Genomic DNA, 14,841 nt, shown 5'->3' with positions numbered 1-14,841 from the left:
ACACCGCCGTCACTGGATCACGGGTGTCCTCATGGACACGCCCGCAGCGCCGATGGAGAGGACGATGCCCACTGCCTTCGATCGCCTCCGCTTCCGGTCCAAGCTGCTGTCCCTCGTCGCGCTGCCGCTGGTCGGCATGCTGGTGTTCGTCGGCGGCAGTGCCCTGGAGCAGCGCCAGCGGGCGGCTGATGCCGAGCACACGGGCAACCTCGTCGAGCTGGCCACCGTGACCGGGACGGTGATCCACGAGCTGCAGCTCGAGCGCGGCCTGACGTCGATGCTGCTCGCCAAGTCGACCCCCGAGAACCTCACGGCGCTGGCCGACCAGCGGGCCGTCACCGATGTCGCCCTGGACGAGTGGACCGCCTTCCGGACCTCGCCTCGCGGCATCGACGCCGGTCGCGACCCCGAGGCCACCCCCGAGGCGGCCCTCGCCGAGCTCCCGACGCTCAGGGAGGGCATCGACCGTGGCCTGATCGGTTCGACCGACGTGGTGGATGGCTATGGCGAACCGACCACGCAGCTGCTGGCCTCGTTGGTCGGCGCCGCCTCGGCCACCGCGGATGCCGCACTCAGCCGCGAGATACTCGCCCACGTGGCGCTGCTGGAGGCCAAGGAAGAGGCCGACCTCGAACGTGCCGAGCTGGCCAACGTCTTCTCCCTCGGCCGGTTCGCGGCAGGTCAGAGCCGAACCATCGCCGCGGCGATCGCCGCGCAGGAAACCCACCTCGAGGACTCCCGGCGGGCCGCATCGCCGCGGGCGCGCGCCATCCTGGACGACGCCGTCGCCCACCCCTCCTTCGCCCGGGTCGCGGAGATGGAGGACGCCGCCTTCCGCCACGCCCGTACCGGCGAGTTCGGCGTCGATGCCGCGGACTGGTTCGCCGCAACGACCGAACGGATCGATGTCCTCCGGTCAGCCGAGCAGGCGCTGGCCGCCGGGTTGCTGGCCGACGCCGTCGCCGCCGGTGAGGCCGCCGACAGGGCGTTCGCCGTCGCGGTGGCCACCGCCGTCGTGCTGTTCGCGCTGACGATCGGCTGGTGCGCCCTGGTGGTCCGTCGCGTGACCCGCCAGATGACCCGCACCGCCGATGCGCTGGACCGTGCCGCCGGTGCGCTGGGCCCCGTCACGACCCACGTCCGCAGCGCCGCCGAGCGGGTGTCCGCCGAGGTCTCCACCGTGTCGGCCCTCGTCGGCCACACCGCCAGCAGCGTCGACGGCGTCGTCGCCGCCACGGCGGGGCTGTCTGCGGCGGTCGAGGACATCGCCCTGAACTCCCGTACGGCCGAGCAGCGTGCTGCCGAGGCCACGCGGGCCGCGACGGCGACGTCAGCGTCGGTCGAGGCGCTGGTGGAGTCCGCCGCCCAGGTCGCCTCGATCTCCGAGATGATCGGCCGGATCACCGAGCAGACCAAGCTGCTGGCCCTGAACGCCACGATCGAAGCGGCACGGGCGGGCGATGCCGGGCGAGGGTTCGCCGTCGTCGCCAGCGAGGTGCAGGCGCTGGCGACCGAGACGGCCGACGCCACCGGGCTCATCGACGAACGGGTGGGACGCATCCGCGAGGCCGTGCAGGGGATGTCGACGTTGTCCGAGGACGTCACGGCGACCATGTCGGCGGTTCGCGACAGCCAGCAGGCCATCGCGACCGCCGTCGAGCAGCAGGTCGCGGCCAGCAACGGCATCAGCAGCAGCCTCGACGGGATGTCCGATCGTGCCGATCAGGTCACCCGGGGGGTGCTGGAGGTCTCCGCCATCGTCCAGCAGTCGCTGGTGGCTGCCGACAGGGCTGGCGAGGCCGCCACCGTCGTCGACGCCGCCCAGGCCCAGCTGCGCGCCGTCGTGGACGGTGCGCGGACACGGAGGGCCTCGATGGACGCCATCGGCGGCCGACCTGCGCAGGACGCCGGGCTGCGGTCGGCGGACGCACACCCGACGGTGACGCCGCCAGCGACGTCGCCGGAGTCGGTACCCGCCTGACCTCCGGACCGTGCCCCGTCCGGACAGGCAGGTGTAGGGCGGGGCAGTCGCGGGCATCCAATGACCCGTCGCCCGCACCCAGCGCCGAGGAGCCGCCCCCGTGATCGACATCGCCCTGGATGTCCAGCTACCCCGCCAGCTCAGGGCCGTCGGCCACCTGCGCCGCACGGTCCGTTCGTTGTGCGTCGAGATGGGCGTTGCAACCGACGATGTCGATGCCCTCGTGCTGGCGACGTCGGAGGCCTGCAACAACATCATCCTGCACGCCGACCTCGACGACACCTTCGAGGTGCGGTTCCGCCTCCGCGGGCACACCGCCCGCATCGAGGTCGTCAACGAGAACACGCCGTTCCTCGACCTCGAGCAGCAGGCTGCCGACCCCCTGTCGGAGTCCGGTCGCGGCCTGCAGATCATGCGCCACCTCTGCGACGAGGCCCGCTTCACCACCTCGGGTGAGGGGGGGACGTTGGTGGAGATGGTGCGCCACGTCCAGGCGACCGAGGGGTCCCTGCTCGACGGCCCCGGCTGAACCGGCCCCGGCTGAACCGACCCCGGTCCGACCCCACAGGCATCGGGACGTCATCGGATCGTGGTGCGTGTCGCACCCCGCGCGTACGTTGGCGACACATGCGCAGAACGCTCCTCTTCTTCGTCTCGGCGCTCGTGGTCGCCGGCGCCGCGCTCGCCACGTCACAGCTGGGCGGGGACCCGGTCATCGACGTGCCACCGGCCCCCACCGTCGTCCCGGTGCCCACCCCGTCGGACACCACGACCGCCGAGCCCGTCCCGACCGCGACGGCCGCGCCGATCAGCACACCCACGCCCACGCCGACGCCCACCGACCGCGAGGGCGAGGCCGAGGTGGCGTCGGTGCAGCAGGCCCTCACCGACCTCGGCTACTACGTCGGCGCGATCGACGGGAAGGCCGGTCCGGCCACCGCCAGCGCCGTGCAGGCCTTCCAGAAGGTCAACGGGCTGTCGGCGGACGGGGTCATCGGCCCCAACACCGTCGCCGCGATGGCCGACCCGGCCCAGCCGACCCTCGTCGGCGGGCCCCCGACCCGTGTCGAGGTCGACCTCGACACCCAGGTGCTCGTGCTCGTTGAGGGTGGGACCGTCACGCGGATCCTGCCGATCTCCAGCGGCTCGGGTGACACCTACGCCACCGCAGGCGGCGGCACGGCCGAGTCGGTCACCCCGGTCGGCACCTACACCGTCGAGCGGCGCATCTCCGGTGAGCGCCACGCGCCCCTCGGCACGCTGTACGACCCCATGTACTTCTACCGGGGCTGGGCCATCCACGGGTCCAACAGCGTCCCGGCCTACCCGGCGTCCCACGGCTGCGTGCGCGTGACCCGCACCGACGCCAAGTGGTTGTTCGAGCGGGTGGGCGTCGGCATGCCGATCGTGCTGCACGGCGACCGCAACGCCTTCGACCCGCGCCGGGGCGAGAGCGCCGGCACCGCCGAACCGGCCGGTGACACCCCCGACACCACGCCGCCGGACGGCATCCAGACCCCCGAGCCCACCCCCGGCGCAACCGAACCGGCACCGGCACCGGAGCCGACGCAGCCGGCCGAACCGCAGCCCACGACGGCGCCGCCCGCCGAACCGACGACCCCGCCGGAGCCCACCCCGACCGGCGGCGGGACGCCCGGTGACGAACCGCCCGGTCCCGCTGCACCGCCCACCCCCGTGCCCGAGGTGCCCGACCCCTCGTGATCCCGACAGGTCGGTGACGGTTGGTCCGAGCCCCTGTTCCCCGACGAGAATCGGTGCTACGACTCCCTGATCCGGCGGTGCCGGCAGGACCGCCCCCCGGGGCCGTGGACCGAGGAACGCAGATGAGGAGGGGGCTCGAGGCGATCGGCATCGCCATCCTGCTGATCGCCGTGGGCGCGATCGGCCTGTCGCTGGGCCAGGCGCTCAGCCGGTTCACCGCGGTCGCCGAACGACGCATGCCCGGCGCGGTCACGTTCGAGGCCGAACCGGGTGCCACCTACGGCGTTGGCCTCGACGACCGAGGCCTGGACCGGGTGTTCGGCCCCACACCGGGCGAGCAGCGACGGCCGGACTGCACGCTGGTCCAGGGCGAGCGCGAGGACGCGCTCGACCGGACGGTCGTGGCGGACTCCGGCGGGTTGGTCCGCATCGCCACGTTCGAGGCGACGAGCGCCTCGGTCACCGTCGACTGTCGCTGGACCGGACCGACACCCGACGACTCCGTGCAGCTGCTCGTGTTCCGCATCCACCCGTGGGTCCAGCGGACCCTCGGCGCGCTGATCGGTGCCGGCATGATCGCGCTCCTGCTCGGCATCTGGCTGCTGTACCGGGCCGGGGTCCTTCGCGACGAGGACGCGCTCGGGGAACCGGACGAACGGCCGCACCCGCCGCCACCGATGACGACGGGACCCGACGAGCCCGCACCGTCGCCCATGCCGCCCGACGGTGCGTCACCGATGGACGTCCTCCGCTGGGGGTTCGATCAGGCGCGGGCCGGTTGGGCGGAGTCCCAGCAGCCGTCGACCGCGGACCCGGGGGACCGCGAGGACGCGGTCAACGAACGCGTTCGGTCCGACGAGCAGCCATGACGGCGTCCACGAGCACCCAGCCGCCGTAGCCGAAGGCGAGCAGGAAGCTGGCCCCTCCTCGGACGACGCCGACCTGTGGATCGTGGCTCACGGCCACCGACAGGATGCACAGCAGGGTGGCGATCGCGAGCTTCAGGTGGGCCTGGGCCGACAGCGCGGTGTTCATCACCTGCATCGTCGGCAGGCCCGCCCGGAGGCTGACCCAGCCCGCCCAAGTTACGTACCGCGGGAAAAATATGCAGTCAGTAATGACTAGATACTTCAGGTCATGGGCGTACGTACCGATGCACTGGTCGACGGCCCCGCCGGGGACGGTCCGGACCCTCCGGATCGGTTGGTGGGCGTCGCCGCGTACGAACCGACAGGGGAGCACCGCCGCCGCGGTGCTGTCGTCGCCCACCAGCCAGGAGACCACGCATGAGGACCCGCATCACCCGCATCGCCACCGCCGGCTTCACCGCCGCCGCGCTGGCACTGACCGCCGCCGGCCCTGCCGCCGCACAGGGCCTGCCAGACCTTCCGACCGCCCCGTCTGGCGCCGTCGGCGAGATCCTCTCGCCGCTGGAGGACCTGATCGGCGAGATCACCGGCCCGCTCGGCGACGCCCTCGGCGACGTCCCGCTGGACAACGCCGTCACCCTGACCGGCACCGACGCGGTCGAGGCCGCCGTCGCCCTGTCGCGCATCACCTTCCCCGAGAGCCAGATCGCCTTCGTCGGCCGCGACGACGTGTTCGCCGACACCCTCTCCTCCGTCGCAGGCCAGGGCATCGCCGGGGCACCGCTGCTGCTGACGCAGACCGACACCATCGACCCCCGCACCACCGACGAGCTGACCCGCCTCGGCGTGACCGAGATCGTCATCCTCGGCGCCGAGCAGGCCATCTCCACCGCCGTCGAGGACGAGCTGGTCGGCATCTACGGCGCCGACAACGTCACCCGCGTCGGTGGCCCCTCCCGCATCGAGACCGCGGCGGACCTGGCGGGTGTCATCGCCCCGCAGGCCGCGCACGTCGTCATGATGCGCGCCTACCCCTCCGAGGGTGCCGACCAGTCGCAGGCCTACGCCGACGCGTTGTCCGCCGGCCCGCTGGCCTCCAACCTGGAGCTGCCCTCCCTGCTGACCACCACCGACTACCTCCACGACGCGACCGAGGCCTACCTGCGCTCGGCCGGCGTCGAGCAGGTCACCCTGATCGGCGGCGAGGCCGCGATCTCCCCCGAGGTCGAGAACACCCTCCTGGACATGGGCGTCACCGTCACCCGCGTCGCCGGCGACAACCGCTGGGACACCTCGGTCCGCATCGCCAACGCGATGGGCATGCTGGACGTCTCCGACGCCAACCGCGTCATCCTCAGCGAGGGCGGCGCCGTCGCCGAGCCGCTGTGGGCTGCTGGCTTCGCCGCTGCCGCCCACGGTGCGGTCTACCAGTCGCCGGTCCTGCTCGTCGATGGTCCCCTGCTGCCGCCCGAGACCATCTCCTTCATCGGCGACGGCCTGATCGCCAACGCCCTGCGGGTCAACAACGAACCGGTCATCTGCAACAGCTTCGTCGACTTCCTGGCCTGCGAGACCGTCGCCCTGATGATGCTGGGCACCCTCGACGCCGCCAACGAGCTGGCCGGTGGCGCCATCGGCAGCGTGCTCGGGCCGGTGCTCGAGCCCCTGGTCGAGGCCCTCGACGGCATCCTGCCCGGCCCCGACGGCACCAGCCCCGGCCTGGTCGGCCAGATCCTCGGCCTCATCGGTGTCGGTGGCACCGAGGAGGAGCCCGAGTCCGACCTGTGCGGCGACGGCGTCGACAACGACGAGGACGGCGAGATCGACGAGGCCGACGAGTGCGAGGGTGCGTCGGAGGAGTCCGCTGACGCCCGGTTCGCGGCCGCCATGGCCGACCAGCCCGTCGAGGTCCGTACCGCCTTCACCGAGATGATGGGCGCCGAGGGCAACCGCGTCTCCCCGTCCGAGCAGGGCGTCCTGATCCGCATCCTGTCCGACCTGTCCGCCGCCCTCGGTGGCCCGGTCGACACCTCCAACCCGGCGCAGGCCGCCGCGCTGGTCGACGTGATCGAGTCCATCAACGCCGTCGTGGGCGACCGCTCCGGCAACATCCCGCTGGGCGAGCTGACCAGCCTGCTGGAGGGTGTGGAGCTGCTGACCGCCGACCTGGCCGACGTCGTCGCCCTCGGTTCGCTGGTCGAGGAGCTCGGCACCGACACCCTGCCGGTCGTGGAGGAGCTGACCAGCGTGGTCGGTGGCTTCCTGTCCACCTCCGCTGGCTTCCACGAGGTCGAGCGGGACCTGGTCTCCACCTACGGCCCCGAGGCCCAGCGCCTGGCCAACGCCATCAACCGGCTGACCAGCTAGCACCGAACCCCGGCCCCTCCCGAGGGCCGAACAACCCCCGACGCGAGGGGCCGCCGACCACACGGTCGGCGGCCCTTCGTGCATCTGCGGTGCACGTTCCCCGGGCCGGACGCGGACGTCGACCGGGTCAGCAGGCCTCGGCGTCGAGCTCGTCGAGGTCGGCCCGTACCGATGGGTCGACCACCTCCGGGCCACCGACGACCGCGATGACGATGGGTGCGTCACGGCAGGAGGTCAGCGCAGCCCGGGTGGCCTCCGGCGCCTCGTGGGTGTCGACGAAGAGGATCGGCGCCTGCTCGTCGGCGGCGAGGCCGGCGGCGAGGAGGCCATGTGCCCAGGCGCCGTCGAGGTAGCCGTTGACCAGGTGGTGCGCCGCGACGGCAGCGCCGTGGGCGGCAGGCACCAGGCGTGCCGCCGCGACCGCCGTCCCGGCACGGTCGGGGCCAGCCACCCGGTCCACGCCCGGTATGCCGGCCAGGGCGGTGTCGCTGACGGCGGCGACACCCCCGGCGACGATCGTCCGGGTGGTGCCGTGGTCTGCCAGCCAGCCCGCGACCGCCGGCGAGCCGATGTCGCCGTCGGTCAGCAGCACCGGCGTGGCCGTGCTGGCCGCGTGGGCGCCGAAGGCCACCGAGTCCGCCCACGCCGCTGCACCCTGCCCGAAGGCCCGGGCCAGCACGACGGTCGAGGGGTCGGTCCCCGACGCGATCAGCCGATCGGCAACCGCCAGCGCCGTCCCGATCCGCGACGTCCCGGCCAGCCGGACCGGCTGGTGCCCCCGGACACGCAGCGCGTCGACGACCTGCTCGCTGATGGCCCCCGGTCCACCGAGCACCAGGACGGTCCCGCCCCGCGGCAGCACTCGGTCGATCTCGTCGGCCGTGGCCGGGGCCAACGCGTCGGGCAGGGTGTACAGGAGCGGACCGCGGCCGGTCAGCGCAGTGCCTGCCAGGGCGTCGGCGAAGTCGTCGGATCGTGCCAGGACCACGTGCGGGACGTCCGCGGCAGCGCCTCGGAACCGCATGCGGGAGACCACGACCGCGTCCACGACCGGATCGTTGCCGACGACCGGTGTGGGCAGGGTGTCGATGGTGATCGTTGCGCGATCGTTGGCCGACCGTGGGTCGGCGGCGCTGCCCTGCACCGAGGCGGTGACCTGCTGGGCCCCCCGGTCGGTCTGGACGATCTCGACCGGGAAGGTGGTGCGCGATCCGGGCATCAGCTCCGGGGTGGTGCACCGGAGGGTGTCCGGTCCCTCCGCGACGCAGCCGGCCGGCAGGTCGACGGCGAGCAGACCGGACGGCAGGGTGACGACCGCAACCCCGGTGGCGTCGGAGGGGCCGTCGTTGGCGACCTGGATCAGCAGGTCGTCGTCGTAGCTGGTCCGCAGCAACGCGGAGACGTCGGCGGAGGCGAAGAGGCCCTGCGCCCCCGCGGCGGCGGGTGCGAAGAGGAAGAGGATGGTGACTGCAACGGCGAGAAGTGGTGATCGCACGCAGGGCACGGTTGCCCAGCGCAACCATCGCGGTCATCTATTTCACTCCTGGTAACCAACGGCATCCCCAGCGCCATCCGTCAGCAGCGCGATCCGTCCAGCTGGTCGAGCTCGGTGCGCAACGACGGGTCGACGACATCGGGACCGCCGACGACGGCGATGGCGACGGGCGCGTCGCGGCAGGACGTCAGCGCCGTGCGGGTCGCATCGGGGGCATCCGTGCGCGTGACGAACAACACGGGAGCGCCCTCGTCGACGGCAAGGCCGGCGGCGAGGAGACCGTGGACCCAGCCGTCGTCCACGTAGCCGTTGACCAGGTGGACGGCGGTTGCCGCTGACGTCCGTCGGGTGGGCAGGAGCGCACCCGCCGCGACGGCGGTCCCCGCCCGGTCCACACCGGCGATCCGCTCGACGCCCGGCAGGCCGCCGAGCGCGGCGTCGGGAACCGCACCCACTCCACCGGCGACGAGGGTGCGGGTGGTGCCGTGGCCGGCCGCCCATCGGGCCACCTCGCCGGATCCGGCCACGGGGTCGGTCAGCAGGATGGGGGTGGACGTCTGGCCGGCGAAGGCGCCGAACGCGATCGCGTCGGCCCATGCGGCGGCAGCGTCGCCGAAGGCCCTGGCCACGACCACGGTGGAGGGGTCGGCGCCCGACGCCACGAGCCGGTCGGCCACCGCGAGGGCCGTCTCGATGCGCGACCCCCCGGACAGCCGAACGGCCTCGTGTCCGCGTGCTCGCAGGGACTGCAGGACGGGTTCGGCGATGGCACCGGTCCCGCCGAGGACCAGCACCGTGCCGCCCTGCGGCATGACGCGGTCGATCTCCGTTGCCGTCCGGGCATCGAGGGCGTCCCGGGCGGTGAACAGCAGCGGGGCGTTGCCGGTGAGGGCGGTGCCGACGAGCGCGTCGGCGAAGTCGTCACTGCGGGCCAGGACCACGTGTGGCACGCCGACGGCGGCACCGCGGAACCGCATGCGGGAGACGACGACGGCGGAGTCGACGGCATCGGTGCCGACGGGTGGGGACGGCAGGGCCTGGATGCTCAGGGTGGCACGGTCGTTGGCCGTCAGCGGGTCGGTGGCGGTGCTGGTGACGATCACGCTGACCTGCTGGGGTCCGCGGTCGGTCTGGACGACACCGAGGGGGAAGGTCGTGCGCGACCCCGGCCGCAGCACCGGCGTGGTGCACCGGACCATCCGCGGTCCGTGGGCCGAGCAGCGGGCCGGCAGGTCGACGGCCATCAGGTCACGGTCCAGCGAGACCTCCGCCGTCGCCCGAACCTCCGACGGGCCCCGGTTGGTGACGTCCACGAGCACGTCGTCGTCGTAGCTGCGGCGCAGGTCGACGGCCACGTCCGCCGTGGCAAGCAGCCCCTGTGCGCTGGCCGTCACCGGGACGAACGAGGAGAGGAGGACGATGACGATCAGTAGTGAGAACCGCACGGAGAGCAGGATCGCTCATCGGCGCCCCGAGCGACAGCACCGATGGAGGATTCGTCGCGTCGGCCGGTCAGCCGTCCGCCAGCCAGGCCCGGATCTCGGCGTCGTGCTGGCCGATGGACGGCGGCCCGTGCCGGTAGCTGGCAGCAGCCGTGTCCAAGCCGATGGGGTTGCGGATCGAGGGCACGCCGCCGACGTCCACGACCGGTGACAGCCCGAGCGATTCCGCGAACGCCACGCCCTCGGCGACGGTGTGGACCGGGCCGCCCGGCAGACCGGCCGCGCGGAACGCCTCGAACCACTCCGCCGTGGTCCGGGTGCGCAGCACGTCGACGAGGTGCGGCTCCAGCTCGTCGCGGTTCGCGGTTCGATCGGCGTTGGTCGCGAAGCGCGGGTCAGTGGCGAGCCCGGGTCGGCCAAGGACCTCGGCGAGGGTGGCGAACTGCCCGTCGTTGGCCGCGATCACGATGATGTGCCCGTCGGCGGTGGGCAGGGGGTTGTAGGGGAAGATGCTGGGATGGGCGTTGCCCATCCGGGAGGGCACGACACCGCCGGCCACGACGGCGCTGGACTGGTTGACCAAGCCGGAGAGGGTCGAGCTGAGCAGGTCGACCTCGACGTGCTCGCCGAGTCCCGTCACAGCGCGCCGCTGGAGGGCCGCGAGGATGCCGACGGCGGCATGCAGCCCGGTGATGACGTCGCACACCGCCACCCCGGCGCGCATCGGTGGTCCGTCGGCATCGCCGGTCAGGCTCATGAGGCCGCTGATCCCCTGGACCATGAGGTCGTAGCCGGGCAGTCCGGCACCGTCGCCGCTGCCGAACCCGGTGATGGAGGCGTAGACGACCCCCGGGTTGGCCGTCCGCACCGCCTCGTGGTCCAGCCCGAACCGTTCGAGCCCGCCGTGGCGGAAGTTCTGCACCATGACGTCGGCCCGGGCCGCCAGCCGCTGCGCGACGGCTCGGTCCCCGGGGTCGGCCAGGTCGAGTGCGATCGAGCGCTTGTTGCGGTTGACGCCCAGGTAGTACGTCGACTCACCGTCCCGGGTCGGGGGCGTCCACGTGCGGGTGTCGTCGCCGCCCGGCCCCTCGACCTTGATGACGTCGGCCCCGAGGTCGGCGAGCATCATCGTGGCGTAGGGCCCGGCGAGGATGCGGGAGAAGTCGGCGACCACCAGGCCGCTGAGCGGACCGTTGTCCGCGGTGCCGGGTGGAGTCACCCCGAGCAGCCGGCGCAGTGTCCGTAGATGTCGGCCCGGTGGGCGGTCACCTCGAAGCCGTGTGCCTCCGAGACCCGTCCGACCCACTCCTCCACGATCTCGGCGCGGAGCTCCTCCACCTCGTTGCAGGACAGGCAGACGAGGTGGTGGTGGTGGCTGGTGGAGCAGAAGCGATAGGCCTGCTCGCCGTCGCGGTCGAAGGAGTCCAGCAGGCCGACGTCCTGGAGGGATTCCAGCGTCCGGTAGACCGTGGACAGGCCGATGGTCTCACCGCGTTCGCGGAACTCGGCCCAGACGTCCTGCGCGCTGAGGGCGTCGGTCCGTTCCTTGAGCGCCTCGAGCACGGCAAGCCGTTGGCGGGTGACGCGCAGTCCCGCTTCGCGGAGCGCCGTTTCCATGGCATCGATCCCCGGGGTGAGATGTCGTCGGCTGGACCTCGATGATAGCGAGGAGATGCGAGGGGCCGACGTCACCCCAGGGCGTCGGCGATCAGCGTGGCGTTGTGCCGCATGTAGTCGGCGTAGGTGGCCGCGGGCCCGTCCGCGTCGCTGAGCGAGCCGCCGTACAGCTCGACCACGGCGACCTCCCGGCCGACCTCCTCGGCGACGACGTCGGACAGGCGGGACGGGTCGGTGGTCTCGGCGAAGATCGCCGGGACGCCCGCGTCGCGGATCGCCTCGACGAGGGCCTCGAGGTCCGCCGCGCTCGGCTCGGCAAGCGTGGCGCCGCCGGGGATGACGGTGCCGAGGACCTCGAAGTCGTAGGCGTCGGCGAAGTAGTCGTAGCTGTCGTGGTTGGTGACGAGGACACGTCGGTCCTCGGGCACCACCGAGAGGATCTCCTCGAGCTCGTCGTCGAGTGCGTCGAGCTCGGTCGCCAGGTCGTCGGCCCGAGCGGCCCACTCCTCGGCGGTCAGCGTGTCGTCGACCTCGGCGATGTGGTGGGCGAGGTCGGCCATGGCCTCGGCGACACGCTCGGGGTCCAGCCAGAAGTGCGGGTCGCCGTCGGCGTGGTCGTGCTCGTGCACGTGCCCCTCCTCCGACTCGTCCTCGTCGGCATGCTCCTCGTCGGCGTGCTCCTCGTCGACATGCTCCTCGTCGGCGTGATCCTCGTCATGACCATCGGCGTCGTCGCTGCCGGCCAACGGCTCGACGGTCTCCGCGAGCGAGACGACCTCCACCCCGTCGTCCGCGGCCGCCTCGAGGGCATCGAGCATGCCCTCCTCCAGGCCCAGGCCGTTGGCGACGACGAGGTCGGCGTCGCGGAGGGTCTGCCCCTGGGCGGAGGACAGCTGGAAGCTGTGCGGGTCGGCGCCCGTCGGCATCAGCGCGACGACCGTGGCCGCGTCCCCGACCAGCCGGCTGGTCAGGTCGGCCAGGATGTTGGTGGTGGCGATGATGACGGGTCCGCTGGCCTCGTCAGGCGTCCCGTCCGCTGCCTGGCCGCTGGACTGGCCGTCCGCGGTCGACACGCTGGTGGCGTCGGCGCCACCCCCGCAGGCAGCAGCGGCGAGGGCCAGCACGAGGACGAGTACGGCGATGGTCGGGCGGTGTGACATGGCGGGTCCTGGACGGTCGGCGAAACTGCTTCTGAGAATCGGTGTCATTAACGTTAGCCAGTTCGTCGACGTGCCGCACACCAAACGGCCCGGACACGTGGTCCGGGCCGTCGGGTGCGTGGTCAGGGGGTCGGAGTCAGCTCACCCCGCGATCGACGCCAGCTGTGCGTCGGTCACCAGATCGGCACCGCCGAAGGTGATCACCTGGTCGGTCCCGACCGTACGGGCGGCCGCGAGGACGGCCGGGGATGCGTCGGCCGGGGGGTTCTCCACGCCGAGCTGTGGGGCACCGGCAGCGGCCGAGACGACTGCGGCCGTCAGCGCCGTCTGCCAGCCCTGGTCGTGGCGGACGTTGACGACCACCACTCCCCCGCCGTCGAGGCCCTCCGCGTGCCACAGCTCCGTGGCGATCGCCGCGGACGTCGCGGTGCGATCGGCACCCGACACGCGACGCACGTCCTGGACCGGCAGCTGGTCGGCGACCGACTGGGCCACCGCCGCCTCGCCGCCGAGCACGACGACCTCGTCGACGCCCGTGTGGGCGGTCAGGAAGGCAGCGGTCGCCTGGTTGAGCTGGGTGGAGGGGGTCAGCAGGATCGGCACACCGGCCCGGGCGGCGTAGGCACCGCCGGTGATGGCGTCGGCGAAGGCATCGCCGCGGGCCAGCAGGACCCGGCTGCCGGGGTGCTCGGCCAGGACGACCTCGGCGATGCGCGCCGCGGTGTCCTCGCGTCCGGAACCGGCGAACCGGCAGGTGGTGGGAAGCGGGGCCTCGCACGACCGGCCGCCCGCAGCCGCCCGTGCCGTGGTGGCGGCGAGCTCGCTGACCGCGGCGTCGCCGCCGAGGGTCAGGACGATGCCGTCGCCGCCGGTGACGCGAGCGATCTCGGCCTCCACCCGCGGGTCGAGGTCCGCGCCGGAGGGGGTCAGCAGGATCGGTCCACGGGTGCCCGCCAGCGCGGCGCCGGCGAGCGCGTCGGGGAACCGGTCGGCGGTCGCGAGGACCACGCGGTCCGCGGCACCGTCCTCGAACAACGACCCGGAGGTGGCGATGGCCTGTCCGATGGGGTCGGCGGCGCCGCCCCCGTCGATGCGGAACACCTCACCCGGACCGGGACCGGGACCGGGCCCCGGGCCGGGGCCGGGGTCGACCGGACCGCCGTCGGGGTCGTAGGGAGCGGCACCCCAGAAGGGGTCGGTGGCACCCTCGGCGATGACGATCTCCTCGTCGGCGCCGCAGGGGTCGGCGGAGAAGCCGGTCAGGACCTTGACCTCGGCGTCCTCGAACTGCTCGTCGGCGAGCCGCTCGGTGTAGACCAGTCCGCCGTTGCCGGGGGCGATGGAGACGTCGTCGAAGCTCACGACCGCCTCCTCGTTGACCACGAAGCAGGGCAGGGCCGTGGGGACGGCCGGAGGTGCCCCGTTCATGCGGTGCATCTCGATCACGGGGGCACACCCGAAGCCGGGGTCCACGGAGTGATCGCAGCCGGCGACGGCGAGCAGCGACCCGTCGGGGGAGATGTCGAGGTCGGTGACGTCGACCAGGCCGCGGTCGAACCACGGCGTTGTCTCGGTGTCGCCGGGCCGGACGGTCTCCAGGCCGTTGACCACGACGGTGGCCTGGCCGGGCACGAAGGTCAGGCCGTGGGTCTGGACGGCCCCGCCGAGGGGTGCGGTCTGCCGTCCGTCGGCGTACACGATCTCGGTGTTGCGGCAGGAGTCGATCTCGCCGTTGGGGCGGTTGCACAACATGATGGAGGCGTAGGCGACGAGCTCGCCGTCGGCGCTGACCTCCATGTCGTAGATGCCACCCGCGAAGACGTCGTCGGGAACGAAGGAGGACAGCACCTCACCCGACTGGGTCATGCGGACGATCGTCTCGGTGCCCTGGACGGCGACGATGGTGCCGTCGTCGGCCATGGACGGGGCCTCCCAGTTGCCGCCGTCGGCGACGACGTGGCTTGCCGATCCGTCGGGGGTCGACGCGATGACGTTGCCGTCCTGCACGTAGACGATCGTGCCGGGCAGGGCCTGGGCGGCCGCCGGGGCGAGGGGGACGAGGGCCATCACCAGGGCGGTGAGGGCCAGGGCATTGCGGATGCGCATGGCGGTGGTGTTCCTTGTTCCTGTGGTGCTCGGTGTGCTGGACGGTTGGGGCGTCCGTGGGGTGGACTGAGTCGCGCGGGTC

At 72.8% G+C, this 14,841-nt stretch carries 12 protein-coding genes; 5 read left to right on the top strand and 7 right to left on the bottom strand.

The window, feature by feature from the left end:
* The first annotated feature begins 64 nt into the window (after nt 1-64).
* The 4 genes from CUC05_RS10715 to CUC05_RS10700 all read left to right on the top strand — a co-directional run bounded on the left by CUC05_RS10715 (nt 65) and on the right by CUC05_RS10700 (nt 4,572).
* Nucleotides 65-1,981, top strand: a complete 1,917-nt coding sequence (locus CUC05_RS10715; protein WP_170127980.1) for a methyl-accepting chemotaxis protein — start codon at nt 65-67, stop codon at nt 1,979-1,981.
* A gap of 100 nt (nt 1,982-2,081) precedes the next feature.
* Nucleotides 2,082-2,510 carry an ATP-binding protein gene (locus tag CUC05_RS10710; protein WP_108666077.1) on the top strand — a complete coding sequence of 143 codons (429 nt, stop codon included), beginning with the start codon at nt 2,082-2,084 and terminating at the stop codon, nt 2,508-2,510.
* 98 nt (nt 2,511-2,608) lie between these two features.
* Nucleotides 2,609-3,703 carry a L,D-transpeptidase family protein gene (locus CUC05_RS10705; RefSeq protein ID WP_108666076.1) on the top strand — a complete coding sequence of 365 codons (1,095 nt, stop codon included), beginning with the start codon at nt 2,609-2,611 and terminating at the stop codon, nt 3,701-3,703.
* A gap of 122 nt (nt 3,704-3,825) precedes the next feature.
* Nucleotides 3,826-4,572, top strand: a complete 747-nt coding sequence (locus tag CUC05_RS10700; protein ID WP_108666075.1) for a hypothetical protein — start codon at nt 3,826-3,828, stop codon at nt 4,570-4,572.
* On the opposite strand, the gene CUC05_RS24660 is transcribed toward CUC05_RS10700, so the two are convergent.
* Nucleotides 4,538-4,987: a hypothetical protein gene (locus tag CUC05_RS24660; protein WP_170127979.1), complete on the bottom strand. Its 450-nt coding sequence runs from the start codon at nt 4,985-4,987 to the stop codon at nt 4,538-4,540. The two genes, CUC05_RS10700 and CUC05_RS24660, sit on opposite strands and share 35 nt — an antisense overlap.
* 2 nt (nt 4,988-4,989) lie before the next feature.
* Here CUC05_RS24660 and CUC05_RS10690 point away from each other — a divergent pair, with 2 nt between their 5' ends.
* Nucleotides 4,990-6,939: a cell wall-binding repeat-containing protein gene (locus CUC05_RS10690; RefSeq protein ID WP_108666073.1), complete on the top strand. Its 1,950-nt coding sequence runs from the start codon at nt 4,990-4,992 to the stop codon at nt 6,937-6,939.
* A 127-nt stretch (nt 6,940-7,066) separates the two neighbouring features.
* Here CUC05_RS10690 and CUC05_RS10685 read toward each other — a convergent pair whose 3' ends face one another.
* From CUC05_RS10685 to CUC05_RS10660, 6 genes are all read right to left on the bottom strand, one after another.
* Nucleotides 7,067-8,434, bottom strand: a complete 1,368-nt coding sequence (locus tag CUC05_RS10685) for a cell wall-binding repeat-containing protein (protein ID WP_108666072.1) — start codon at nt 8,432-8,434, stop codon at nt 7,067-7,069.
* A gap of 80 nt (nt 8,435-8,514) precedes the next feature.
* Nucleotides 8,515-9,879, bottom strand: a complete 1,365-nt coding sequence (locus CUC05_RS10680; RefSeq protein ID WP_108666071.1) for a cell wall-binding repeat-containing protein — start codon at nt 9,877-9,879, stop codon at nt 8,515-8,517.
* 67 nt (nt 9,880-9,946) lie between these two features.
* Nucleotides 9,947-11,095, bottom strand: coding sequence for a CaiB/BaiF CoA transferase family protein (locus CUC05_RS10675; protein ID WP_108666070.1), 1,149 nt, complete (start codon nt 11,093-11,095; stop codon nt 9,947-9,949).
* The gene (locus CUC05_RS10670; protein WP_108666069.1) at nt 11,092-11,493 is read right to left on the bottom strand and encodes a Fur family transcriptional regulator; all 402 of its coding nucleotides are present in this window, start codon (nt 11,491-11,493) and stop codon (nt 11,092-11,094) included. Before CUC05_RS10670 ends, CUC05_RS10675 begins: the two co-directional genes overlap by 4 nt.
* Before the next feature lie 71 nt (nt 11,494-11,564).
* Nucleotides 11,565-12,653: a metal ABC transporter substrate-binding protein gene (locus CUC05_RS10665; protein ID WP_157965445.1), complete on the bottom strand. Its 1,089-nt coding sequence runs from the start codon at nt 12,651-12,653 to the stop codon at nt 11,565-11,567.
* A gap of 141 nt (nt 12,654-12,794) precedes the next feature.
* Nucleotides 12,795-14,759 carry a cell wall-binding repeat-containing protein gene (locus CUC05_RS10660; RefSeq protein WP_108666067.1) on the bottom strand — a complete coding sequence of 655 codons (1,965 nt, stop codon included), beginning with the start codon at nt 14,757-14,759 and terminating at the stop codon, nt 12,795-12,797.
* Nucleotides 14,760-14,841 lie beyond the last annotated feature (82 nt).

The sequence above is a fragment of the Euzebya rosea genome (assembly GCF_003073135.1).
In the GTDB taxonomy this organism is placed as follows: Bacteria; Actinomycetota; Nitriliruptoria; order Euzebyales; family Euzebyaceae; genus Euzebya; species Euzebya rosea.
Note: the sequence above shows the minus strand (reverse complement) of the source record. Positions and strands in the feature narration are given on the sequence as shown.

Coding starts and splice junctions, on each gene's coding strand:
- CUC05_RS10665 (WP_157965445.1), bottom strand. CDS start 12,653: ATGTCACACCGCCCGACCATCGCCGTACTCGTCCTCGTGCTGGCCCTC.
- CUC05_RS10700 (WP_108666075.1), top strand. CDS start 3,826: ATGAGGAGGGGGCTCGAGGCGATCGGCATCGCCATCCTGCTGATCGCC.
- CUC05_RS10670 (WP_108666069.1), bottom strand. CDS start 11,493: ATGGAAACGGCGCTCCGCGAAGCGGGACTGCGCGTCACCCGCCAACGG.
- CUC05_RS10660 (WP_108666067.1), bottom strand. CDS start 14,759: ATGCGCATCCGCAATGCCCTGGCCCTCACCGCCCTGGTGATGGCCCTC.
- CUC05_RS10715 (WP_170127980.1), top strand. CDS start 65: ATGCCCACTGCCTTCGATCGCCTCCGCTTCCGGTCCAAGCTGCTGTCC.
- CUC05_RS10690 (WP_108666073.1), top strand. CDS start 4,990: ATGAGGACCCGCATCACCCGCATCGCCACCGCCGGCTTCACCGCCGCC.
- CUC05_RS10705 (WP_108666076.1), top strand. CDS start 2,609: ATGCGCAGAACGCTCCTCTTCTTCGTCTCGGCGCTCGTGGTCGCCGGC.